General features: G+C 67.5%; 24 protein-coding genes. 12 read left to right on the top strand and 12 right to left on the bottom strand.

Going from position 1 to position 23,229, the window contains the following annotated elements; genetic code table 11:
• Positions 1-82: 82 nt before the first annotated feature.
• From ACFUTU_RS05960 to ACFUTU_RS05950, 3 genes are all read right to left on the bottom strand, one after another.
• Positions 83-1,309, bottom strand: a complete 1,227-nt coding sequence (locus ACFUTU_RS05960; RefSeq protein WP_377961907.1) for an MFS transporter — start codon at positions 1,307-1,309, stop codon at positions 83-85.
• Positions 1,310-1,383: 74 nt separating this feature from the next.
• Positions 1,384-1,827, bottom strand: coding sequence for a MarR family winged helix-turn-helix transcriptional regulator (locus ACFUTU_RS05955; RefSeq protein WP_377961904.1), 444 nt, complete (start codon positions 1,825-1,827; stop codon positions 1,384-1,386).
• A 74-nt stretch (positions 1,828-1,901) separates the two neighbouring features.
• On the bottom strand, positions 1,902-2,282 hold the full coding sequence (locus tag ACFUTU_RS05950) for a winged helix-turn-helix transcriptional regulator (RefSeq protein ID WP_377961901.1): 381 nt from the start codon (positions 2,280-2,282) through the stop codon (positions 1,902-1,904).
• A gap of 96 nt (positions 2,283-2,378) precedes the next feature.
• On the opposite strand from ACFUTU_RS05950, the gene ACFUTU_RS05945 reads away from it, so the two are divergent.
• Positions 2,379-3,251, top strand: a complete 873-nt coding sequence (locus tag ACFUTU_RS05945) for an SDR family oxidoreductase (RefSeq protein ID WP_377961898.1) — start codon at positions 2,379-2,381, stop codon at positions 3,249-3,251.
• 413 nt (positions 3,252-3,664) lie between these two features.
• Here the strand turns inward: ACFUTU_RS05945 and ACFUTU_RS05940 are convergent, their stop codons facing one another.
• The 3 genes from ACFUTU_RS05940 to ACFUTU_RS05930 are packed head-to-tail and all read right to left on the bottom strand — an operon-like array spanning position 3,665 to position 7,658.
• Positions 3,665-4,828 carry a mannitol-1-phosphate 5-dehydrogenase gene (locus ACFUTU_RS05940; protein ID WP_377961895.1) on the bottom strand — a complete coding sequence of 388 codons (1,164 nt, stop codon included), beginning with the start codon at positions 4,826-4,828 and terminating at the stop codon, positions 3,665-3,667.
• The gene (locus tag ACFUTU_RS05935; protein ID WP_377961892.1) at positions 4,828-6,876 is read right to left on the bottom strand and encodes a PTS mannitol transporter subunit IICBA; all 2,049 of its coding nucleotides are present in this window, start codon (positions 6,874-6,876) and stop codon (positions 4,828-4,830) included. Before ACFUTU_RS05935 ends, ACFUTU_RS05940 begins: the two co-directional genes overlap by 1 nt.
• A 53-nt stretch (positions 6,877-6,929) precedes the next feature.
• Entirely contained in the window at positions 6,930-7,658 is a 729-nt protein-coding gene (locus tag ACFUTU_RS05930) for a TetR/AcrR family transcriptional regulator (RefSeq protein ID WP_377961889.1), read from the bottom strand.
• 162 nt (positions 7,659-7,820) lie between these two features.
• On the opposite strand from ACFUTU_RS05930, the gene ptsP reads away from it, so the two are divergent.
• Positions 7,821-9,506: a phosphoenolpyruvate--protein phosphotransferase gene (gene ptsP, locus ACFUTU_RS05925; protein WP_377961887.1), complete on the top strand. Its 1,686-nt coding sequence runs from the start codon at positions 7,821-7,823 to the stop codon at positions 9,504-9,506.
• 113 nt (positions 9,507-9,619) lie between these two features.
• On the opposite strand, the gene ACFUTU_RS05920 is transcribed toward ptsP, so the two are convergent.
• Positions 9,620-10,390, bottom strand: coding sequence for an alpha/beta fold hydrolase (locus tag ACFUTU_RS05920; protein ID WP_377961885.1), 771 nt, complete (start codon positions 10,388-10,390; stop codon positions 9,620-9,622).
• 78 nt (positions 10,391-10,468) lie between these two features.
• Here ACFUTU_RS05920 and ACFUTU_RS05915 point away from each other — a divergent pair, with 78 nt between their 5' ends.
• From ACFUTU_RS05915 to ACFUTU_RS05900, 4 genes are all read left to right on the top strand, one after another.
• Entirely contained in the window at positions 10,469-10,873 is a 405-nt protein-coding gene (locus ACFUTU_RS05915) for a helix-turn-helix domain-containing protein (RefSeq protein ID WP_377961882.1), read from the top strand.
• Between the two features lie 81 nt (positions 10,874-10,954).
• Positions 10,955-11,731, top strand: coding sequence for a FadR/GntR family transcriptional regulator (locus tag ACFUTU_RS05910; protein WP_377961880.1), 777 nt, complete (start codon positions 10,955-10,957; stop codon positions 11,729-11,731).
• A 1-nt stretch (position 11,732) separates the two neighbouring features.
• Positions 11,733-12,452: a cache domain-containing protein gene (locus tag ACFUTU_RS05905; protein WP_377961877.1), complete on the top strand. Its 720-nt coding sequence runs from the start codon at positions 11,733-11,735 to the stop codon at positions 12,450-12,452.
• Between the two features lie 143 nt (positions 12,453-12,595).
• On the top strand, positions 12,596-12,853 hold the full coding sequence (locus ACFUTU_RS05900; RefSeq protein WP_377961874.1) for a hypothetical protein: 258 nt from the start codon (positions 12,596-12,598) through the stop codon (positions 12,851-12,853).
• Positions 12,854-12,865: 12 nt separating this feature from the next.
• Here ACFUTU_RS05900 and ACFUTU_RS05895 read toward each other — a convergent pair whose 3' ends face one another.
• On the bottom strand, positions 12,866-14,083 hold the full coding sequence (locus ACFUTU_RS05895; protein ID WP_377961871.1) for a PucR family transcriptional regulator: 1,218 nt from the start codon (positions 14,081-14,083) through the stop codon (positions 12,866-12,868).
• Between the two features lie 234 nt (positions 14,084-14,317).
• Here ACFUTU_RS05895 and ald point away from each other — a divergent pair, with 234 nt between their 5' ends.
• Positions 14,318-15,436 carry an alanine dehydrogenase gene (gene ald, locus ACFUTU_RS05890; RefSeq protein ID WP_377961868.1) on the top strand — a complete coding sequence of 373 codons (1,119 nt, stop codon included), beginning with the start codon at positions 14,318-14,320 and terminating at the stop codon, positions 15,434-15,436.
• A gap of 132 nt (positions 15,437-15,568) precedes the next feature.
• Here ald and ACFUTU_RS05885 read toward each other — a convergent pair whose 3' ends face one another.
• Together ACFUTU_RS05885 and ACFUTU_RS05880 are read right to left on the bottom strand one after the other, a co-directional pair.
• Positions 15,569-16,630 carry a Gfo/Idh/MocA family oxidoreductase gene (locus tag ACFUTU_RS05885; RefSeq protein WP_377961865.1) on the bottom strand — a complete coding sequence of 354 codons (1,062 nt, stop codon included), beginning with the start codon at positions 16,628-16,630 and terminating at the stop codon, positions 15,569-15,571.
• A 42-nt stretch (positions 16,631-16,672) separates the two neighbouring features.
• Positions 16,673-17,347 (bottom strand): TetR/AcrR family transcriptional regulator, encoded by a 675-nt coding sequence (locus tag ACFUTU_RS05880; protein WP_377961862.1) that lies wholly within the window; start codon positions 17,345-17,347, stop codon positions 16,673-16,675.
• 124 nt (positions 17,348-17,471) lie between these two features.
• Here ACFUTU_RS05880 and ACFUTU_RS05875 point away from each other — a divergent pair, with 124 nt between their 5' ends.
• Positions 17,472-18,038: an NAD(P)H-dependent oxidoreductase gene (locus ACFUTU_RS05875; protein ID WP_377961859.1), complete on the top strand. Its 567-nt coding sequence runs from the start codon at positions 17,472-17,474 to the stop codon at positions 18,036-18,038.
• Positions 18,039-18,242: 204 nt separating this feature from the next.
• Positions 18,243-19,226, top strand: a complete 984-nt coding sequence (locus ACFUTU_RS05870) for a hypothetical protein (protein ID WP_377961857.1) — start codon at positions 18,243-18,245, stop codon at positions 19,224-19,226.
• On the opposite strand, the gene ACFUTU_RS05865 is transcribed toward ACFUTU_RS05870, so the two are convergent.
• Complete coding sequence (locus ACFUTU_RS05865) at positions 19,223-20,176, bottom strand: isocitrate lyase/phosphoenolpyruvate mutase family protein (protein WP_377961854.1); 954 nt, start codon at positions 20,174-20,176, stop codon at positions 19,223-19,225. The two genes, ACFUTU_RS05870 and ACFUTU_RS05865, sit on opposite strands and share 4 nt — an antisense overlap.
• Before the next feature lie 126 nt (positions 20,177-20,302).
• On the opposite strand from ACFUTU_RS05865, the gene ACFUTU_RS05860 reads away from it, so the two are divergent.
• The 3 genes from ACFUTU_RS05860 to ACFUTU_RS05850 all read left to right on the top strand — a co-directional run bounded on the left by ACFUTU_RS05860 (position 20,303) and on the right by ACFUTU_RS05850 (position 22,578).
• Positions 20,303-21,598, top strand: coding sequence for a PLP-dependent aminotransferase family protein (locus ACFUTU_RS05860; RefSeq protein ID WP_377961851.1), 1,296 nt, complete (start codon positions 20,303-20,305; stop codon positions 21,596-21,598).
• A 45-nt stretch (positions 21,599-21,643) separates the two neighbouring features.
• A complete protein-coding gene (locus tag ACFUTU_RS05855) occupies positions 21,644-22,075 on the top strand; it encodes a universal stress protein (protein WP_377961848.1) in 432 nt (143 codons plus the stop codon).
• Positions 22,076-22,236: 161 nt separating this feature from the next.
• Entirely contained in the window at positions 22,237-22,578 is a 342-nt protein-coding gene (locus ACFUTU_RS05850) for a hypothetical protein (RefSeq protein ID WP_377961845.1), read from the top strand.
• Between the two features lie 13 nt (positions 22,579-22,591).
• On the opposite strand, the gene ACFUTU_RS05845 is transcribed toward ACFUTU_RS05850, so the two are convergent.
• Positions 22,592-23,221, bottom strand: a complete 630-nt coding sequence (locus ACFUTU_RS05845) for a phosphatase PAP2 family protein (protein WP_377961842.1) — start codon at positions 23,219-23,221, stop codon at positions 22,592-22,594.
• Between the last annotated feature and the right edge of the window lie 8 nt (positions 23,222-23,229).

Below are 23,229 nucleotides of genomic sequence, written 5' to 3'. Positions count from 1 at the left end.
CGGAAGACGCCCACGCTCCCTGCGGACTGTGTCCCGGGAACGTGGGCGTCTTTTGTGTGCGTCTTTAGGCCATGTGGGGTTCCTAGGCCACGTGCGGTTCGTGGGCCGCGAGGTAGCGGCGGCCACCGGCCACCACGGCCATGGCGAGGATCATGGCCACCGCGCCGGCAAAGAAGGGCACCTGCGGGCCGAAGTGCTCGCCCAGCTGGGCGGCGGCAAACGGGGCCAGCGCACCGCCCATCCAGCGGACAAAGTTGTATCCGGCCGAGGCAACCGGGCGCGGCGAATCCGAGACCCCCATGGCCAGCTCAGTGTAAATGGTGTTGTTGATGCCCAGCAGCGCGCCCGAGACCACAACGAGCACCACCACGGCAGGCACCGAGTGGCCGGCGGCCAGGCCAAGGCCGGCGAGGTCCAGCATGAGCAGGGCCAGGGTGCCGAGGAGTACCTTCGTGGCACCGAAGCGGTTCTGCAGCGCGGGGGCCACGAAGACCGAAAAGACGGCGACGGCGACGCCCCAGCCAAAGAACACCCCGCCGATGCCGTAGGCATCCATGCCCAGGATAAAGGGGGTGAAGGCGAGCACGGTGAAGAAGCCGTAGTTATAGAACAGGCCGCTGGCCGCCGTCGTCCTTAGTCCTTTGTTGCCCAGGGCCCGCAGCGGGTCAGCGAGGCTCACCTTGCGGGCCGGCAGCGGGGTTTTGGGAAGCAGCGCGGTGAGCGCGATGAAGGCCGCCGCCATCAGCGCCGCCGTGCCGAAGAACGGAGCCCGCCACTGCCAGCCCCCGAGGAGTGCGCCGAGGAGCGGCCCCAGCGAGATGCCCAGGCCAAGTGCGGCCTCGTAGAGAATGATCGCCGTGCCCGCACCGCCGCTGGCCACTCCGACGATAACGGCGAGCGCCGTGGCCACGAAGAGGGCGTTGCCGAATCCCCACCCGGCACGGAAGGCCACCAGCTCCCCGACGCTGCCGGACAGGCCGGACAGCGAGGAAAACACCACGATGACTGCCAGCCCGGCCAGCAGGGTGCGCTTGCCGCCGATGCGCGACGAGATGAACCCGGTGACGAGCATGGCCACCGCGGTGATCAGGAAATAGCTGGTGAAGAGCAGCGAAACCTGGCTGGGGCTGGCGTCCAGGTTCTTGGCGATGGCCGGCAGGATGGGATCCACCAGGCCGATGCCCATGAACGCGAACACGGCCGCGAGCGCCGTGGCCCAGACCGCCTTGGGCTGTTTAAGGAACGAGGCTTTCTCTGCCTCAAGGGTGGATTGTGGTGCCGGCAGGGTATCTGCGAGCTGGCCGTCCATGGAGGGAACTCCTAAGTGTGTCGGTTGTGAGGCGCTGGTCAGACTTATCCCGCAGGTCAGTCCTGAGGTGCCTGTCAGTTTTGAATTGCGCTGTTGATCTTTTCGATCACCGGGAGGGCGTCCGCCAGGGCGCGTCTTTCGGCGTCGGTGAGGGTTTCGAGAATGCCGGCCATCACGGCGTTGCGGCGGCGGTTGGCAAGTTCGACGGCGCCGCGGCCTTCCGCGGTCAGCACGACGCGGACGGCGCGCGAGTCGTCCGGGTCCGGTTCGCGGCGGGCCAGTCCGGCCTTTTCCAGCTTGATGATCTGTTCGGTGGCACTCGGCACCCGGACGCCCAGGTTCCTGGCTATCTCCCCCACGCGGACGCCGCCGTCGAGCAGCATTTTGAGCGTACTCAGCTGGGCGGCGCTCAGTTCACCGTCGGCATCGAGGCGGCGCACCAAATACACTCCGTGCCGCAGCGCCTCGCGGAAGTCCTGCGCCAGCTTCTCCAACTCCGGGTCGTTCGGGGATTTCATACTTAGGTATCCTAATAGTTAGGAAGCCTAAATTCAAGGCCGCGAGCCAGCACAAGTGCCCGGGCGGCGGCAGTTCAGGACTGCTGGCGGTTGGCTATCGCCTCGGCATGCTCGGCCACCCAGGCAACCAGTGGCAGCAGGAGGGCCGCCAGCTCGTGGCCGCGGGCGGTAAGGCTGTAGTCCACGCGCGGAGGAATGACCGGCTGGGCGTCGCGCCGGACGAACCCGTCAGCTTCGAGGGTCTTCAGTGTTTGGGCCAGCATCTTTTCGCTGATTCCTTCGGCCCGGCGCCGCAGTTCGCTCCAGCGCTGCGGCCCCTCGGACAGCGCCACGAGCAGCAATACACCCCACTTGCTGGTGACGTGGTCCAGGACAGTCCGGCTGGGGCATCCGGCGGGGAAGATGCCGTCAGCGAAGGGGAAAGCGGGCACTGCCGCAGGGGTACTTACCTCCATGCCAGTACCTTACCTCGAAGTGCGTACTCTCTTTCGGGAAGTAAAGGGGAACGGGCGGAGTTGGGACCAGTGACAGTCACTCCAGAAAGGACCATCATGACCATCGTCATCACCGGAGCCACAGGCCAGCTCGGCCGCCTCGTCGTCGAAGCCCTGCTGGACAGCGGGATTCCCGCAGAACAGATTGTGGCCGCGGGCAGGAACACCGGCAGGATCGCTGATCTCAGCGAGCGGGGAGTCCAGGTCCGCGGCGTTGACTACAGCCAGCCGGACTCGCTGCGGCAGGCCTTCGCAGGGGCGGACAAGGTCCTGCTGGTGTCGGGCAGCGAAGTGGGACAGCGCGTGGACCAGCACCGGAATGTGATCGAAGCGGCCAAGGAGGTTGGCGTCGGGCTGATCGCCTACACGAGCATTGCCAACGCGGACACCACCGCCATGCAGCTGGCCGCCGAGCACATCGCTACAGAAGAGATTCTCCGCGGTTCCGGGGTCCCTTTCACCCTGCTCCGCAACGGCTGGTACCTGGAGAACTACACAGGCCAGCTCCCCGTCCAGGTCCAGCACGGCGCCGTCCTCGGCAGCGCGGGTGATGGCCGCGTCAGTGCGGCGGCCCGGAGCGACTATGCCGCCGCAGCGGCAGCGGTACTCCTCCGCGACGATCAGGCAGGCAAGGTATACGAACTTGGCGGGGACGACGCCTTCACCCTCAGCGAGCTGGCCGGGGAAGTCAGCGCGGCGTCCGGCCAGTCCGTGACGTACAAGAACCTGCCCGCGGAGGAGTATGCCCAGGTTCTCGTGGGGGCAGGACTGCCCGAGCCCTACGCCGCCATCCTGGCGGACAGCGACCTCGGCATCGCCCGCGGCGATCTCCTGGTCACCAGCGGGGACCTCAGTGCCCTGCTCGGCCGCCCGACCACGCCGCTGCGCGAAGCCGTCCGGGCCGCCGCCGAAAGCCTCCCGGCGACCTGACCCATCCGACGATTCGTCACCTGTTGCAGGTTTTGACCCAACGCTTCCTCACGTCCTGCAGGTTTTGAGCCAACGCTTCCTCACTTCCTGCAGGTGTTGCGCCAACGCTTCCTCACTCGGCAACAGCAAACGCCGGCAAGACCTGAGGACGCGTCCGGGAAAAGGCGGCAGGACCTGAGGGCGCGTCAGGAAACAGGCGACAGGATGTGAGGACGCGTCGAGAAAAAGGCGACGGGATGTGAGGACGCGTCCGGAAACAGGCGACGGGATGTGAGGAGGCGTCCGGGTGGGCGCACGTATAAAACGCACGACGCCGGAACTCGCGGTGAGTTCCGGCGTCGTGCGTCCAGTATTGTCCGGCTGCGTTTTCTCCCGTTACGGTGTGCAGCGGGAGACAGCCTGCGGCCCGGTGTCTAGGCGGGGGCGGTGACACCCTCCGCCTTGCGCTCCTCGACGAGGCCGCAGACCGCGGCGAAGAGCGGGTGGTCCTGCGCCAGGCCGGTGATGCGCTCCGTGGCTGCGGCCGGTTCGGACGAGGCCAGGATCTGGCCCAGTTCGACTGCCTCGGCGTCGGCGGGGTCGTTGAACCGCAGGGCGGCTGCAATCGCCCCCAGCAGCGCCTCGGGGACAATGCCGCGCTCGGCCAGTTCCGCCGCGGGGCCGATGAACCGCTCATGCCGGCTGAGCTTCCGCAGCGGCGCACGGCCCACGCGGTTCACCGTGTCCGGCAGGTGCGGGTTGGTGAAGCGGGCCAGGATCTTCTGGACGTAAGCCTCCTGCTCGTCGTGGCTGAAGCCGTGCTTGGACACCAGCAGCTGCTTCGTCTCGTTGAGCACGGAGCGCACGTCAGCAGCAACGTCCTCGTCCGCCATGGCGTCGGAGATCTTCTCCAGCCCGGCTTCGAAGCCGAAGTAAGCGGCAGCCGCGTGCCCCGTGTTAACGGTGAACAGCTTGCGCTCGATGTAGGGTCCGAGTTCGTCCACAAAGGTGGCGCCCGGAATTACCGGAGCAGCACCGGCGAACGGCGTGCGGTCGATGACCCACTCGTAGAACGTCTCCACCGTCACGTCCAGGCCCTGCCCGGGCTCCTGGTTGGGCACGATGCGGTCCACGGCCGTGTTGGCGAACACGGCCGAGTCCCCCAGCGATCCGGCCGCCTCATCCCAGGACGAGACGATCGACTCGCGCAGGATGTCCGTGGCGTTGATGGCGTTCTCGCAGGCCATCACCTGCAGCGGCGGCAGCCCCCCGGCGCGGGCGGCAATCCCCTTGGCGATGGCGGGCGCCACGAACTTCAGGATGTGCGGGCCCACAGCGGTGGTGACGATGTCCGCCGTCGAGATTTCCTCGATGAGCTGCGCCTCCTGGGTGCCGGAGTTCACCGCCCGGAAGTTGTCCACCGTGCGCACGGCGGGGTTTTCCCCCACCTCGTGCACGCTGTAGCTGTCCGCTTCGGCGAGCTGGGAAATCAGGGCATCCGCGACATCCGCGAACACCACCTCATACCCGGCCTCGTGCAGCAGCAGCCCGACAAACCCCCGGCCGATGTTGCCGGCTCCAAAATGTACAGCCTTCACTATGCGTTGACCTTTCCGAACAGCTCCAGGACTTCGTCCACGGAGGTCGCCGCCTCGAGCTGCGCCACCTGTGCCTTGTTCGTGAAGACCTTCGCGATCGAGGACAGGATGTGCAGGTGCTCATTGTTGACACCTGCCACGCCCACCACGAACTTGACCTGCTTGCCGTTCCAGTCGATGCCATCGGGGTAGCGGACCACCGAGACGGCCGACTTCCGGATGTGGTCCTTGGCGGCGTTGGTGCCGTGCGGGATGGCCAGGAAGCTGCCCATGTAGGTGCTGACGGACTCCTCACGCTCGTGCATGGCGCGGATGTAGTCCTCATCCACGGCCCCGCGCTCCAGCAGCAGCCTGCCCGCCTCGTCAATTGCGGCGTCCCGGGTTGAGGCCGAGCCGGTCAGGACCACGCTCTCCGGCACCAGGATGTCCGACGGCGCTGCGGCAGTTGCGGGGGCAGCGGCGGCAGTTTCGGGGGTGGTGCCCGCCCCGGTGGTGCCGGCTGCGGCCGGGGGCACGCCCGGGGCTGCGGCCGTGGCCGCGCCTGCGGCGGGAGCCGCTGTTCCCTCGGCATTGCTGCGCTCCACCAGCTCCACGATCTCGTCGTAGCGCGGGCTGTTCATGAAGTTGTCCACGGAGACGTGGACGGCACTGGACGTGGCCGGCTTGGCACGCTCGGTCAGGTCCTGGTGCGTGACCACGACGTCATAGGTGTCGCTGAGGTTGGCGATGGACGCGTTGGTGACGTTGACGTCCGGGAACCCGGCGGCCTTGATCTTGTTGCGCAGCACGGAGGCGCCCATGGCACTGGAGCCCATGCCGGCGTCGCACGCGAACACGATGTTCTTGATGGGGCCGGTCAGGACTCCGACGCTGCCGGCGCCGGCCCCGGTGAGGGTGGAGGCGACGGAGCTCTTCTTGCCCTTCATTTCCTCCATGCGGCTGGTGGCGGCGCTGAGGTCGTCCTCATCGCTGTGCTTGGTGGTCCGCAGGATCACAGAGGCAACGAGGAAGGAAACGGCGGTGGCCAGCAGCACCGAGAGAGCCACTCCGAGGTAGCTGTCACGGGCAGTCTGTGCGAAGACCGCGAAGATGGACCCCGGCGCGGCCGGGGCAACCAGCCCGGCGCCCGTGACGGCAAGGGTGGCGATGCCGGTCATGCCGCCGGCGATTGCCGCCAGAATCAGCAGCGGGCGCATCAGGACGTACGGGAAGTAGATCTCATGGATGCCGCCGAGGAACTGGATGATGGCGGCACCGGGAGCGGAAGCCTTCGCTGCACCGCGGCCGAAGAACATGTAGGCCAGGAGGATACCGAAGCCCGGGCCCGGGTTGGCCTCCAGCAGGAACAGGATGGACTTGCCCTGCTCCAGCGACTGCTGGATCCCCAGCGGAGTGAGTACGCCGTGGTTGATGGCGTTGTTCAGGAAGAGGACCTTGGCGGGTTCGATGAAGATGGAGGTCAGAGGCAGCAGTCCGTTGTTCACCAGGAACTGGACGAAGTTGCCGGCAGCCGTGCTGAAGGCACTGACCAGCGGCGAGATGCCATAGAACCCCAGCAGGGCCAGCAGGCCACCCCAGATACCGGCGGAGAAGTTGTTCACCAGCATCTCGAAGCCCGGACGGATCTTGCCGTGCCAGATCGCGTCCAGATGCTTCATGGTCCAGCCGCCCAGCGGGCCCATGATCATGGCTCCGATGAACATCGGGATACCGGCGCCCACGATCACGCCCATGGTGCCGATGGCGCCAACCACGCCGCCCCGGACGTCGTACACCATCTTGCCGCCGGTATAGCCGATGAGGAGCGGCAGCAGGTAGGTGATCATGGGGCCCACCAGGCCCACGTTGGGCGTGCCGGCAGCGTTGGTACCGAACCCGCCCAGGGCCGGGACCGGAATCCAGCCCTTCTCAATAAAGAGGGCCGTGATCAGGCCCCAGGCGATGAAGGCGCCGATGTTGGGCATGATCATGCCGGAGAGGAACGTCCCGAACCTCTGGACGTGCACCCGCGCGCTGGTTTTGGGTTTTGCAACTGTCTCTGTTGCCATGTGAATTCCTAACGTGGTCCCTGCGGCACCGCAGGATGGTCCGATAGTTTCGACTAGCTGGTGGAACTGGTGGAGATCCGGTGGAGCCATTCGAGAAAAAGCTTGAGTTCCGAGCTGGTGAGCTGGTCGGAGTGGGATGCCTGCAGCGCCGCGTTCAGCGCAATGGCAGCCACCACCACCGATGACTTTCCGGAGTCCTCCGGTCCCGTATCCCGCCCCTGGTCCCTGGACACCGCAAAGATCATGGCGTCCCGGGTCATCGTGGACAGCTCCAGGTTCCGCTCCGCGGCCGGTTCTGCGATCAGCATGAGCGTCACGCCCACGTTGGCCGCCAGGATGCTCCTGGCTGCTTCCCGTGGCTGGACGTTCAGCTGTCCGGCCGCAGCGGCCTTATTCAGCATTTCCTCCAGGAGACCCTCCGCGTCGGCAACGATGGCCGGGCGGCTCTCGGGGCGGATGTTACCGAACATGACCAGATAAAGTTCGGGCTGCTTGAGCCCGAACTGCACGTGGTTGTCCCACATCCGCCGGATGTCCACCAGCGGCTGCCCGGACGGGGCGAAGTCCCTCTCGCCCGCCACGTACTCTTCGAAGCCCGCGGCGACAACTGCGTCAAACAGGCCCTCCTTGTCACCGAAGTGGTGATAGAGGGTGGGCGCCGTAACGCCCGCCAGCTGCGTGATCTGGCGGGTGGAAACAGCGGCCCCCGCGGAGTTGGCCAGCAGTTCGGCTGCCGCACGCAACAGCCTCATTTTGGGCGGAAGCTGGCCATCGAAACTCATAACCGCTACCCTAGCACCTATAGCAACGCTATATGAACTGAATCACATACAATTTTTTCAGGCACCGCAAAGCAGCATCGGACGCAGCCGTTCCGGGCTTCCGGGCTCCCGCCCGGGCAGATACCGGCGGGCCTGGCTACCGGCAGAGAATGAGGACCTTCAGTGCAGAACTTCCCAGGAGTAGGCGTCAGCCCCGGCCGCATCATCGGAACGATCCGCCAGATGCCCAAGCCCATCAGTGAACCTCCTGCCGGCGAGCAGCTTGCGCCTGGAACCACGCCGGAAGAGGCAACCGCAGCACTGAAGGCTGCAGCGGGCGCGGTCCACGATGAGCTGAGGGCCCGCGCTGACCACGCCACCGGCGATGGCAAGGCCGTCTTGGAAGCCACGGCACTGATGGCCAAGGACACCATGCTGATCAAGGGCGCCGCCAAGCTGATCGCACGCGGCACCTCGCCGCAGCGGGCCATCTGGGAATCGGGTTCTTCGGTCTCGGAAATGCTGCACAACCTCGGCGGCTACATGGCGGAGCGGGCCACCGACGTCCTGGATGTCCGCGCCCGCATCGTGGCCGAACTCCGCGGCGTGCCCGCCCCGGGCATCCCCTCGTCGAACGAACCCTTCATCCTGGTGGCCGAGGACCTCGCCCCGGCCGATACCGCCACCCTTGATCCCAACAAGGTCCTCGCCCTGGTGACCGCCGGCGGCGGCCCGCAGTCGCACACTGCCATCATCGCCCGGTCGCTCGGCCTGCCCGCCGTCGTCGCCGCCGTCGGCGTGGACGAGCTCCCGGACGGCACCGAGGTCTACGTCGACGGCGCCGCCGGTTCCATCACAGCCAGCCCGGACGAATCCCTGCGTGCGGCCGCCGAGGCCTGGGCCGCCACGGCGTCCCTGCTGTCCGAGTTCAGCGGTACGGGCTCGACGGCGGACGGCCACCTCGTGCCCCTGCTCGCCAATGTGGGCGGTGCCAAGGACGCAGAGGCCGCAGCCAGGCTCGGCGCCCAGGGCGTGGGCCTGTTCCGCACCGAGTTCTGCTTCCTGGAACGGGACACCGAGCCCACGGTCGAGGAACAGGCTGCCGCCTACAAGGGCGTGTTCGACGCCTTCCCGGGCAAGAAGGTGGTGCTCCGCACCCTGGATGCCGGCGCGGACAAGCCGCTCCCGTTCCTCACCGACTCCACTGAACCCAACCCGGCACTGGGCGTGCGCGGCTACCGCACCGACTTCACCACGCCCGGCGTCCTGGACCGGCAGCTGGAGGCGATCGCGAAGGCCGAGGCGGAGTCGGAGGCTGACGTCTGGGTCATGGCCCCGATGATTTCGACGGCGGAGGAAGCCGCCCGCTTCGCCACCATGTGCGCCGAGGCCGGCATCAAGACGCCGGGCGTGATGGTGGAGGTTCCGTCCGCCGCCCTCACGGCCGACACCATCCTGCGCGAAGTGGAGTTCGCCAGCCTGGGGACCAACGACCTCACCCAGTACGCCATGGCCGCCGACCGGCAGCTGGGCCCCCTCGCCGGTCTGAACACGCCATGGCAGCCCGCTGTACTGCGCCTCGTTGGCCTGACCGTCGAAGGCTCCAGGGCAGAGGGGCACAACAAGCCGGTGGGCGTCTGCGGCGAGGCCGCGGCGGACCCCGCCCTCGCCGTCGTCCTGACCGGCCTGGGCGTCACCACGCTGTCCATGACCGCCCGGTCGCTGGCCGCAGTGGCCGCCGTGCTGAAGACCGTCACGCTGGCAGAGGCCCAGGAGCTGGCCAAGCTGGCCCTGTCCGCGCCAAGCGCCGTCGAGGCCAGGGCATGGGTCCGGGAGAAGCTCCCCGTTCTGGAGGAACTCGGGCTGTAGTTTCCCGCCGCCCTGGCGGCAGGCAAAGCAACTGATGCAGGCAGGCGCCCCGGAAGACCGGGGGCCTGCCTGCATTCTCGATCTTTCAGGCGGCCGGGCTTCAGGCTGGCCGCTCAGGTAACGGCGCCGCCGGCTGCCGCAGACCCCTCGGCCGCGGCGCCTGCCCAGCTCCTGATGATCCGGGCTACATCCTCGGTAGCGGTCTCCTGGACAACGTGCCCGCGCCCGCGCACCTCGGCGAACGCACCGTCCGGTGCCTGTGCGGCGAGGTACTCACACCACGGCCGGCGGGCGATCGGGTCCCGTCCGCCGCGGAGCACCAGCACCGGCTGCGCTACGCCCCGGGCCCGGGCATCCAGCGGATATTCCATCATGACGGGCAGTTCGGTCAGGTACCACCGGAACCCCGCCCGGAAGTAGTCGGTGAAGACCACTGCGTTCGTGGACGGCGGTTCGCTGAAGAGGGCATCCCGGGTAAGCGCCAGCGCATGCCAGGCCGCACTCCTGCGCGCCGGATCCACCACCGGACCCATGAGGACTGTCCGGGACACCAGTGCGGGGGCCTGAAGCGCCAGTTCCACCGCAAACTGCACTCCCATGGAGTGTCCCACCACAATGCAGGACCCGACACCCTGCTGCGCCAGGACCGCGGCGACGAAGGCCGCGTATTCACCAACCGACACCTGCCGCCCGGGACGGGGCGTGCCCCCGAAGCCCGGCAGGTCAAAGGAATACACGTCAGCGCTGCGGGCAAGTTCAACGTGCAGCCGGGCAAGGTAGCGGTGCGAGACGCCGATGCCATGGAGCAGCACGTAAACGGGCCGGCCCGCGGCCGAAGGCACGTTCGACGAGTACAAACGGCCGGTCAGTCCGTTCGCCGTCACAGCCACTCCACCGCCAAGCCTCATCCGCCGAGCATATCCAACTCCAACCCGGCGTTCCGCAGCGGCTAGGCTTCTGCCATGGCTCTGATTGCTCCCCGGGTGGCGCCCGCCCTTCCTGCCGACGAGGCGCTGGCGCTGCAGCGCGCGCTCGACGGCGGCACTGACATCACCGTGTTCGTAGACGGCACTGTCCATCGGCTGCCGCCCCAGGCGAGGGACGCCGTCGTCGACCTCCTGGCCAGGCTCAGCCGCGGCGAAGCGGTGACCGTCAGCAGCGTGGAGGAAATGCTCACCACCTCGCAGGCAGCCGAGCTGGCCGGCATCTCCCACACCTATCTGCGGAACATGACGGACCGGGGCGAGATCCCGGTGGAATACCGGGGCACCCACCGCCGCATCCGGCTGGCCGCCATCATGGCCTGGCTGGAAGGGCAGAAGAAGAAGCAGGCCGCAGAGAATTCCGACGGCGGAAACGGAAAGTAGCGCTTGCGCCGCAGCCGGTCCGGCTCTTAAACGTGCAAAGATCGAAGGTAATCGGAAAAGCCGGCAGGAGGAGGCCTGGAAATGGCAAGTGTGGCGATTTCCACCTCCGCGCTTGACCTGCTCCTGCTGCTGCGGGGAAGCGAGCCCGAGGGGCTCGGCAGGGCCGACCAGGTCTCCTACCAGATCGAAACCGCGATTCTGATGGGCATCCTCACCGAAGGTGACAGGCTGCCCACCGAATCCGTCCTGGCAGCGGAACTGGGCATCTCCCCCATCACCCTCCGGCAGTCCCTCGCCGCTCTCCGAACCAAGGGCCTGATCGAAACCAGCCGCGGACGCAGCGGCGGCAGTGTGATCCGCCGCCAGATCGAACTCACCGACACGCAGCTTCAGGCCAAGCTCCGGGAAACCAGCACCGAAACCCTTAGGGACCTCGGCGATCTCGGGGCGGCCATCTCATCGATGTCGGCGCGCCTGGCCGCCAGCCGCGCCGACGCGCAGAACGTCGAGCACCTCGAGGAGCTGGCGAAACGCCACCGGGACGCCGCTGACCCGCGGGCGCGGCGCCGCATGGACAGCCGGTTCCACGTCGCAGTCAGCATTGCCGCCCAATCAAGCAAGCTGACCTCGGTCGCCCTGCAGCTTGAAGCCGAGCTGATGACGCTCTGGTGGGGCCACTCCGGCCAGTCCGGCAACGACGCCGTATCCGTGGAGGACCACGCCGCCATCGTGGCGGCGATCCGGGAACGGGACGCTGATGCGGCGGCCAGCGCCGCGGAACGGCACAGCCGCAACGAGACCGAATACTTGATAGAGCAGCATCTGAGGTTGAAGATGCGCCCCGAAGAAGGTGCATGACGTGGAGACCGTAGAACAAGCCCTTGACCGGACGGCGGTCGCGCTCTCCTCCAGCATCAGCCGCGTCTTCGTTGACCTCGAGAAGATCGCCGGTACCGTGACGGCCGCAGCCGCGGCCGCAACGGGCACGCCCCGGCGCAGCGAATTCCTCTTCCTGAAGCAGGACCTGGCCAACTTCATCAAGCAGCACTCGGATCTGATCATCGGAGCCGGCATAGCCTACGCCCCCGGGAGCCTCCAGGAGACGACGCACTGGCTGGAATGGTGGCGGACCCAGCGAACAGGCGAACCGCGCTTCGTCACCCATGACCTCAATCCGGAATCGCTGAACTACTACGACTACACGACCCGCGAGTGGTTCACCATCCCGACGGCCAGCGGACATCCGGTAGCAGTGGGGCCCTACGTCGACTTCGGCGGCATCAACGTCAGCATCATCACCCTCTGCGTTCCGGCGCCCACTGCGCAGGGAACCCAGATCCTGGGGTGCGACCTGACCCTCGCGAATCTCGAGGGCGTCTTCCTCCGCGCCCTTCAGCTCAGGGAACCGGTGGTGGTCCTGCTCGGACCGAACGGCCGTGTCATCGCGTCCAACAGTGCGCGCATCGCCACAGGAACCCTGTTCCTCGAAGAGGACATGGCACGGGCGGACATCTCGGTTGACGTTTCCCCGGACAACCCCACACGCCTGCCCTGGAAGCTGATCACCCTGCGGGACTAGATCCACGCCTGAGACCGGGGCCCGTAAAAGACCAGGCGCACGCAAAAATGACGGGGTGATAAGGATCAAGCAACGATCCCCCGGAACCGCGGTTTCCCCCTGACGGACGGGGTTACTCTTTATGCGTGGTGAGATTCAGGGGGTTGCACATCGTGGCGGGCATCGCCGCCATGGGTGTGGCGGCCGTACTCGGAATGGTCATGGGCCTGAACAACACCGCCGTTTTCACCTCCAGCTGCGTGGTCTTCGTGGCGGTATCGCTCTGGGTCCAGAGCCGTGTCGCGAAGTCCCGGACGCACCTTCAGGGCCTGCCGCAGCACCTGCCTGACGGCGCCGCGACGGAGCGCCCCACGGAGCGCCCTTCCGAGCAGCTGCCCGGCGGAGAAGGCAACGCCGCCTGACCTATCCGAACCTCAGATCCTGGGCCTCGCCGCCCAGCGCCGGGCTTTCAGGGCGGCATGCAGTTCCAGGCGCACCATTCCCTTGAGCGGGTCCACCCCCAGCAGCTGGCGGATACGCCCCAGCCGGTTGTAGATGCTGCTGCGGTGCAGGTGGAGCTTTTCTGCGACATCCTGGACAGAGCCGTCATTGTCATAGAGCAGTTCCAGCACCGGCAACAGTTCCCCGTTCCGGTCGTGGTCCTCAAGGGCCTGGAAGTTTACGGAACCGGCATCGCTCCAGACCCCCGCCCCGCCGCCTGCCGAGGCCAGGAGCTGGTAGATCCCCGTGGCCCGGCAATCCACAAGCTCACCGAGCCGCGGATCAACCGCGGCTGCCTGGGCGGCAATTTTGGACTGCCGGTAGGCTTCCGCAAGGTCCTTGGTGCGGGTGAACCCCTCGCTGGTCCCGAGAATGATCCGCTCCACTGACCTGCCGGCACGCTTGGCCAGCTCCAGCTGATAATGGACCAGCACCTGCGCCTGGCTGGCGCGCCCGGTGGACTCCCGGAAGAGGACCACCGAGTGGGTCTCGGCACCAGCGCTGAACAGGGCAGCGTCCACGCCGATGGTGGCCTGCAGCGCAGCGGCGCGGTGGATGAGGGTCGAGGCGATCGGATCCGGACCTGCCATCCAGCCGTCGGCGTCGAGCACTGTCACCAGCTGCCAGGGGCCGCGGTCCTGCACCTCTTTCCAGCCCGCCACGGCGGCCACCGCGTTGGCTTCCCCGGCACACGCGGCCAGGAACTCACGCTCCCGGCTGCGGCGGAACTCGGATTCGGCGGTGTTGGAGTCCAGCAGGAGACCGGACAGCAGGTCCAGCTCATCCCGGACGCCGGGCAGTTCGGCGAGGATCGCCGTCGCACTCTGTTCCTCGAGGTCCTGCTGCACCCACAGGTAGCCCACCCGGAATCCGCGCACCAGCAGCGGGACGCAGACGCGCCCGAGCATCCCCAGCTCCTCGTTGGCCGGCACCACCACCGGCCGCACCGCGGTGGCGATACCGTGCGAGAGCTGCCAATTTTTGACGTCCAACGGCACCCGCTTGCTGAGCAGGAAGTTCACGCGGACCCTGTCAGCATGCGACTGGTTGGAGCTGTAGGCCAGCAAAAGACCGTCAAGGTCCTCAAGCGAAAGCCCGCGGCCAAGCTTCACGGCCACCCGCTCCACGAGCTGCTCCACATCCTGCTGCATGGAGCAAGACTACGTCCCGAACTGCATTCCGGGCGAACGGACATCAGGCGACACCTGACGCCCCGCGGGTCGACAATAGTCGACCCCGAGCGTCAGAAAACCCCGGAAATCCGCGGAGCGCCTCCGGGCATGATGCCGGATTCCTGTAGTGCGCCTCACAGCCGGATCTATTCTGGAATCACAACTTCCCGCACACATTCCGGCCTATGCAGCCATCGGATCTGGAGCCCAAAAATGATCATCGGTATCCCCAAAGAGATCAAAAACAATGAATTCCGCGTCGCCATCACCGCCGCAGGCGTTCACGAATTCCGCACCCACGGCCACTCGGTTCTCGTCGAACGCGGGGCGGGCCTGGGCTCCGGCATCACCGATGAGGAATACGCAATCGCGGGCGCCGAAATCATTGCCGACGCGGACGAGGTCTGGTCCCGCGCGGACATGGTGATGAAGGTCAAGGAACCCATCAAGGCCGAGTACCACCGCTTCCGCAAGGGCCTGATCCTCTTCACCTACCTGCACCTGGCGGCCGAGCCCGAGCTGACCCGGGAGCTCATCAACTCCGGCGTCACGGCCATCGCCTACGAAACCGTCCAGGAAGGCCGCACGCTGCCCCTGCTCGCCCCGATGTCCGAAGTGGCCGGCCGGCTGTCCGTCCAGGTCGGCGCGACCTCCCTCATGGCGCCCGCCGGCGGCAAGGGCGTGCTGCTCGGCGGCGTTCCCGGCGTCCGCCCCGCCAAGGTTGTGGTCCTCGGCGCCGGCGTCGCCGGCACCAACGCCGCCGCCATGGCCCTGGGCCTCGGTGCCGACGTCACCATCCTGGACATCAACATCAACCGGCTGCGTGAACTCGACGCCCAGTACCAGGGCCGCCTGAAGACCGTGGCCTCCAACAAGTACGAGATCGAGAAGTCAGTCGTCGACGCAGATCTCGTGATCGGGTCCGTCCTGATCCCCGGCGCCAAGGCCCCCAAGCTGGTGACCAACGAACTCGTGGCCCGGATGAAGCCCGGCTCGGTGCTCGTTGACATCGCCGTGGACCAGGGCGGCTGCTTCGAGGACACCCACCCCACCACGCACCAGGAACCCACGTACAAGGTCCACAACACGATCTTCTACTGCGTGGCCAACATGCCCGGCGCCGTCCCGAACACCTCCACCTACGCGCTGACCAACGTCACCCTCCGCTACGGAGTGGCCCTGGCCAACCTCGGCGTCAAGGCAGCCTTCGAGAAGGACCCGGCCCTCGCGGCCGGCCTCAACATCGCGGCAGGCCACGTGGCGCACCACTCCGTCTCCGAGGCGCACGACCTGCCCCTCGTAGCGGACTGGCACGAACTGGTCTCCGCGTAAGGCCCACCACCCGTCGGCTGCTCCGTAACCGCCCTTTTGGACCCCCAGAACGGCAGTTTGGGCCCACGCCGGCAGGGTTCCCTCGCCGAGCTTGCGAGGCGAGGGGGCCGGTGGGGAGCAGTCGATCGGCGTTTAAAGCGACCGCGCCTGCTCGATCAGCTTCAGCACCTCGACGGGGCCGGACGGGTCTACCGGCACCGGCAAGGATGAGGCGGTGCCGCCGTCGGAGATCTTGGCCGCGAGTATCCGGTAGAACTCCGGGTAACTGCCCCGTTCGGTCGGCAGCCGGTCAAGGTGCCCGTCGCGGCCCAGCTGGCCGGCCCACTCGGCGGCCTCCACACCGTATTCCTCGTCCAGCGGACTGCCGCCGGCCACGATGTACGGCTCCTGCGGGTCAACGCCATGCTTGGTGTAGCCGCCGTTGGAACCAAGCACGCGGTAGCGCGGTCCCTGCTGGGCGCAGAGCATGTTCATCCAGTGGTGGCTGAGCACGCCGCTGTCATGCCGCAGGACCACGAAGCAGTCGTCGTCTGTCCTTTCGCCCGGGCGCCGGGCCTGGAGTTCGGCGTGGACCACGGTGCCCGGGCCGAAGAGCTGCAGGGCCTGGTCCAGGAGGTGGGTGCCGAGGTCGAAGAGGACGCCGCCGCCGTCGGCCACCGTGGCCTCCGCCTTCCAGGCCTTGGACACCTCGGGCGACCACCGCTCGAAGCGTGATTCGAACCGCGTGACCTCACCCAGCACTCCGCCGTCGAGCAAGGCTTTGACGGTGAGGTAGTCCCCGTCCCAGCGGCGGTTCTGGAACACGGTCAGCACGCGCCCCAAACGCTCCGCGAGCTCGATCAGCTCCTGCCCCTGGCCACTGGTGACGGCGAACGGCTTGTCGACGACGACGTCGAGGCCGGCCTCAAGCGCGGCTTTGGCCAGCGGGTAATGGGTGGCCGGCGGCGTCCCCAGCACCACGAGGTCGAGGTCGGCGGCCAGCGCAAGGACGGCATCGCCGTCGGGCACCGTTTTCACGCCCGGGTACTGCGCGGCGGCGGCCGCCTGCCGGCCGGGATCCGAGGTGGCGATGACGTCCAGCGAATAGCTGGGGTCCGTCGCGATCAGCGGCGCGTGGAAAACCCGGCCTGACAGGCCGAATCCCGCCACGGCAGTGCGGATGGGGGTCGATGGAGTGGCGGAATCGGTGCTCATGGTGCCACGCTACCCCCTGGGCCGGTCCCGCTTCAGCCGGATTCAGCTATCAGCTGCCGGATCCGCCCCTCCGACGACGCGGGTGGCCAGCTCGCGCCAGGACTCTTCCAGCCGCTCGGGTGAAATGTGCTGTACGCGCACGGCATGCAGCAGCCTTTCAGGTTCCAGGGTTGCGCTGAGGGACATGGCCATCAGCCATGGGTCCGCGCTGAAACCCGCCGAGCGCAGCAGGTGCTCGATGTGCCGGTGCCACAGCACTGCCGGGGGAGCCTCGAACCTGTTGTGCAGGGACGCCTCGGCGGCCCTGGCCAGCTCGCCGTACTCCATCACGTAGCGGATGCGTTCGGCGCCGAAGGCAATCAGCCGTTCCAGTGGCGGCGCTCCGGGGCCAAGCGGTGGCGGCCCGAACATGAAGCGCCCCTGGAAATCGGCCTCGGCGTCGCTCAGCAGGGTCATCATGAGGCCGGCGCGGTTGCCGAAGCGGCGGAACACCGTCCCCTTGCCCACCCCTGCCCGCTCCGCCAGCTTGTCCATGGTCACGCCGTCGGCGCCGCATTCCTCCACAAGCTGCCGGGCAGCACACAGGAGCAGCTCCCGGTTCCGGGCAGCATCGCTGCGTTCCGCTGCGGATCCCGGCGTTGCCCGCGCGGGCGGCGCGGATCCGGACGTGGACCCGCTGCCCGGCGTCGATTCGGAGCGGATTGGGATGAGGCTCACACAAAGCATTCTAGACCCGGGAATAATATCCGGACCGCAGTCCGTTTAGTCTGGATGAAGGCACCTACTGCCTCCACGAACCACTCGCCGCGGAGCGTTCCGCGGCCAGACCCTAGGAGTTCACATGTCCAAGAGCACCGTCCTCGCCCTGGTGGGAAGCCTCCGCGCCGACTCCCACAACCGCAAGCTTGCCGAAGCCATCCAGCTGAACGCCCCGGAAAGCATCGACATCGTGATCCACGAGAGCCTGGGCAACATCCCGTTCTACAACGAGGACATCGACGTCGAAGGCCAGGTTCCGGCTGCCGCGGCCGCCCTGCGTGAGGCAGCCGGCCAGGCCGATGCCCTGCTGCTGGTCACCCCCGAGCACAACGGCACCATGCCCGCCTCGCTGAAGAACGCCATCGACTGGCTGTCCCGCCCGTTCGGCGCCGGCGCCCTCGCCGGAAAGCCCACGGCCGTCGTCGGCACCGCCTTTGGCCAGTTCGGCGGAGTGTGGGCCCAGGACGAGGCCCGCAAGGCTGTCGGCATCGCCGGCGCCCGCGTCCTGGAGGACGCCAAGCTGGCAGTCCCCGGCTCCATGGTCCGCTTCGCGGAAACGCACCCCAAGGACGACGCCGAGGTTGTTGAGCAGATCAAGGGCCTTTTTGATGCCCTTGCCGCCGTCGAGCCTGCCGGCGCAGCCGCCTAAGCATCCCCCTTCCGCACGCCCCCGGCCTCCCAGCGGCCGGGGGCGTGTGCCGTTTCCGGCCCTGCATGGCGGGACCGGAACGGCCTGCAACCAATCCGTGACTGAGCTGCGGCCAAACTGACATCCGGGCACCGTTCCCCGGCCCGCTGCCCCGCCGTAACGTTGAGGTACGGGACGTGCCGGGGCAGGGAGTGCGGTGCAGTCATGAAGTTGAGCTGGGGAGCCAGACCGCTGACGACGGCGGTCACCGCCTTCTGCCTCACGCTTCCCTTGTGGCTCGCCTCCTGCGCTCCCCTCCAAAATGCGTACGACGCCGGGCCCGCCCCTGCCGCGGCACCCGAACCCCGCCCCGCGCCTCCGGTGAATCCTCCCCAGGAAGGCGCGACCGTCTCCGGACCGGCGCTGGGCGCCTCCGGGCAGGATCCTTCCGGTTCCGGCATGACAGGTCAGGGGACAGCAGGTCAGGGGACGTCGGCCGGGGTTTCCGGCTCCGCCCTTCCGGGCGCCGCTCCGTCCGTTTCCGGCGCCCCGGACCCCGGCGGGACGGCCGGCGTACCGCCGGCGGTTGGATCGGGGCAGGGCGGCCTTCCCTCCGGCACCCTCGGGGGCGGCGCGGCCGCTCCAGACGTGCACGCACAGCTGCCAGGCGGAGCCGGACAGCAGCCCGCCTCAGGCGCCGCGGCCGGCCCGGCTGCCGCCGAACCGGCAATGGGCGCCACAGCCGGCTCCACGGCACCAGGTTCAGCAGCATCCGGTTCCAGTTCGCCGGGGACCGGTGAGGCTTCCGGCGCCGGCATTGCCGTGTACTATGTCGCGATCGACGACGGCGGCAGGTCAGGTGTGCGTTTCGGCTGCAATGACAGCCTGGTGGCGGTCCACAATGCTGACTCCTCCATCACCGAACCGCTGCAGGCCGCCATGAGCAGGCTGCTGTCCGGTACCGGGGCGCCGCCGGTGAGCGGCCTGTACAACGCACTCTCAGCGTCCTCGCTCCAGTACGTCTCCGGCTACCTCGACGGCACCACCGTGGTGGTGAACCTGACGGGCGCGGTGCAGCCCGGCGGTGTCTGCGATCTTCCGCGGATCGAAGCGCAACTCACCCATACAGCCGTCACGGCTGTGGGTGCCGTCCGGGCGGAGATTTACGTCAGCGGTGTGCCGCTGACGGAAGTCCTCGGACTTCGCTAGCCCTTACCGGCACCGGGCCGGGAAAACAGCGCATCCATGTCAGCGTGGCTCGGCGCGCCGGCCAGACCGGACCAGTTGCCGTCGCCCAGGATCTCGGCCGCCACGCGGGAAACCGTTGCGTAAGCCGCTTTGGCGGCATTGCCGCCGATGCTGACCCGCCGCACGCCGGCGTCGTGCAGTTCACCCACAGACGCCGACCCCACCCCGGCAAGGGCGTTCAGTGGCGCGGCTATCCGCCGGCTGAGTTCATGCAGCACATGGAGGTCCGTCACGCCGGGAACGAAAATCCCATCTGCCCCGGCGGCAAGATAGGCCTCGGCCCGAGCCAGGGTTTCCGCGAAGGCGGAATCTCCGAACTGCCCGGAGAGGTACGTGTCGGTCCGGGCATTGATGAACAGGTCCGCCCCGGTTTCGGCCGCGATGCTGCGGACCAAGCGGATCCTGCGGGCCTGCTCGTCGACGGCAGTGAGGCGTTCCCCGCCCGAATCCTCGATGTTCACCCCTACCGCGCCGGCCCCGAGCACAGCGGCGACGGTTTCGTGGAGCCGTCCGTCGTCGAAGGCGCCGTCCGCGCCCGCGTAGCCGGATTCGATGTCCGCGGTGACCGGAATATCCGTGGCCGCGGCAATCCTGCGCAGCGCGTCGAACGCCAGGGCCGGCGGTACGTGGCTGCCGTCCGGAAACCCAAGGCTCCAGGAGATGGCCGAACTGGACGTGGCAATCGCCCGCGCGCCGGCCTTCTCCACGACCCGGGCCGATGCCGCATCCCAGACATTCACGAGCACCAGCGGCGCGGTGCCGCCGGCATGCATCTGCCGGAAGGCCTCGGCCTTGGTGGACTGGAACACGGCGGACGGGGACGGGGCGGGCTGGGACGCGGTGGGCTGGGACATGGTGGGCTGGGACATTGTGGGCCGCGACATTGCGGGCGAGGGCTCGGATTGCGTCATGGCTCCATTCCATGCCCTGCCGCACCAGAGGTAAAGCCGCAACCCGCACGGCCCGGAGAATCAGCACCAATTTTTGCTGTCAACAGCTGTTGCCTAATCAGCAACCAATGGTTGTACTCTGGGACTGTGACCCACGAGACACTTGACGCCGCCGCAGCCGTCCTTCCCGCCGAAGCCATTGATGCCATCGAGCGGGCCGCCACATCAGCCCACCGACACGATGAACTGTTCTCGGAGCGTGCCGCGAACATCAAACAGTCGGCGGTCCGGGACGTTTTCGACATTTCCATGCGGCCCGGCCTGGTCTCGCTAGCGGGCGGCAGCCCCTACCTGCAGTCCCTCCCGCTCGAAAAGCTTGCCCGCACCGCCGCCCGGATCATCGCCGAGGACGGCCTCACGGCGCTGCAGTACGGCGGCGGCCAGGGCACGGAGGAGCTGCGCACGCAGATCTGCGACGTCATGGCCGCCGAGGGCATCCTCGACGCCCGGCCGGAGAACGTGGTGATCACTGCGGGGTCGCAGTCCGCGCAGGACGTGGCCACCAAGGTGTTCTGCAATCCCGGCGACGTGGTCCTCGTTGAGGAACCCACTTATGTGGGGGCGCTGAACACGTTCGAGGCGTACCAGGTCCAGGTGGAGGCCGTTCCCATGGACGATGACGGCCTGGTGCCTGAGCTTCTTGAGGCCCGGATCGCGGCGCTCCAGACGGCCGGGAAAAACATCAAGTTCCTCTACACCATCCCTAACTTCAACAACCCGTCAGGCATCACGCTGGCCCAGGAGCGCCGGCAGCAGGTCGTGGACATCTGCAGACGTGCCAACGTCCTGGTGCTTGAGGACAACCCTTACGGCCTGCTCAGGTTCGACGGCGAGCCCCTGGCACCGCTGCGGGCAGGCAACCCCGACGACGTCATCTACATGGGCTCGTTCTCCAAGATCTTTGCCCCGGGCCTGCGCATCGGCTGGGCCCTGGTTCCGGCCCACCTGCAGCGCCGCTACTACCTGGCCTCGGAGGCGGTGACGCTCTGCCCGCCCACGCTGAACCAGATGCTCGTCTCGGCCTACCTGCGGGACTACGACTGGAAGGGCCAGATTGGGACGTATCGCGGCCTGTATGCCGAGCGCTGCCACGCGATGCTGGCAGCACTGGAGGAGCACATGCCGGACGGGCTCACCTGGACCAGGCCGCAGGGCGGGTTCTTCGTGTGGGTGACGTTGCCTGAGGGCGTGGACACCTATCCCCTGCTCCAAAAGGCCATTGATGCCGGCGTCGTCTTCATTCCCGGTGCCGCCTTTACGCACTCGGATGCGCCATCCAACAAGATCCGCCTGGCGTTCAGCGCGGTTCCGCCGGAGGCCATCGCCGAGGGTGTGCGGCGCCTGGCGCCGGTGCTGCAGGAAGCCATAGACGCACTGCCTTGAGCCGGGCGGCAGACTGAACACAACCTATTCGAAGGAGATCGGGCCATGGCGGGAACCATCATTGTGGGCGTTGACGGCAGCGGCACTGCCCGCAAGGCAGCGGAAGTGGCGCGGGACTTGGCGGCGGCGCTGGACGCCAGGCTTCACGTCATATCCGCGTTCGACACCGACCGGACCGAGGTGTTCGGCAGCGGCAGCGACCGGTGGATCGTCTCGGATGCCGGGGAAGCCGAAAAGGTGGCCCGGGACGTCGCTGCCGGCCTGGCCGGCGGCGGGCTGAACATCACGTACTCCTCGGCGCGGGGCAAACCGGCCGAGGCCTTGGTCAGGGAGGCGGACCGCCTTGAGGCGCAGATGATCGTGGTGGGCAACCGCCGCATGCAGGGCCTGGGCCGGGTGCTGGGAAGCGTGGCGAACAGCGTCGCCCACAGTGCTTCCTGTGACGTCTACATTGCCAATACCTACGGCGCGGACTAGCGGTGGTCAGGCGCGCGCCGCGGGCGTGAGTTGACGGGGATCACCCGGGCTGGTGGGCAGCCTCACCCTGTTTTCCGGCAATCCGGCATGCCCTGAAAGATAAAATTGGAGGTGCCCCCGATGGTGTGGACAACCCAAAGACTACCTTTCAGGGGAACACTGTGCTTACACTCCAGCGGCGCCATCTCGTCGGCCACGACATCCTCCTTGCCCGCCACGGCAACCACATCAGCGCCATGCGCGTGGACCGCTCCGCGGACCGCGTCATCGCCCTCCTCGACGACGGCTCCGTGGACAGCGCACCAAACCTCATCTCCCCCGACCTGCAGCTCCCCGACACGCTCAAGAGCGTCGTCCGCGAGGACTGGAAGTTCCTCACCCTCGTGAGCACCGGCATCGCCGCCGTGTGCGGCGTCATGCTGGCCGCCGCCGTGAGCATGTCAGGCATGTCCGCCGACCCGGCCATGGCGCAGCTGCTGGCCAGCTCCTACGCGGCCTACTAAGCCACGCCCGGCGTCAGCCGATCCTGACCAGAAGCTCGCGCAACAGCCACCACAGCCCTGCGGTGACACCGCCGCCAACCAGGGCACCGGCCACAACCTGCGCCACGGTGTGGGCGCGGAGCACCACCCTGGACCAGCCGACCGCGGGAATCAACAGCAGCAACGGAAGCCACTGGACGCCCAGGATCAGCACCGAGATGATCGCCGTCAGGGCGATGGCCCCGGCATGGCCGCTGATTTTCCAGAACAGGCTGATGACGGCGAGCACCACCACACCGCCCACTATGGCGAGCACCACCACGATGACGCTGTACGGGGCGTTGATGGCCATGAGCACTGCCAGCCCAGCGAGCAGTGACACCACGGACATGGCGAGTACCGGCGCCCGTTGCCTGCGGTCGCTGACGTGGTGGTCCGTCACCTTCCCGAGCCGGACCAGAAGAACGACGGCGGCCAGCGGCAGCACGCACACAAACAGCACCGCCACCGCGCCGAACCAGACAGTGCCCGGAAAGCCCGGTTCCATCGCCGGGCTGAGAAGCAGCAGCAGCGCCACGGTGATGGGCGGCTGAAGGGCCTCGCTGATGACGCGGGCCACGCGGTTCTTCACGCGGATGCTGATGATCCCGCGGTCCTCACCCATGGGAACCC

Source organism: Arthrobacter sp. NPDC057388 (genome assembly GCF_042668165.1).
Lineage (GTDB): Bacteria > Actinomycetota > Actinomycetes > Actinomycetales > Micrococcaceae > Arthrobacter.
Note: the sequence above shows the minus strand (reverse complement) of the source record. Positions and strands in the feature narration are given on the sequence as shown.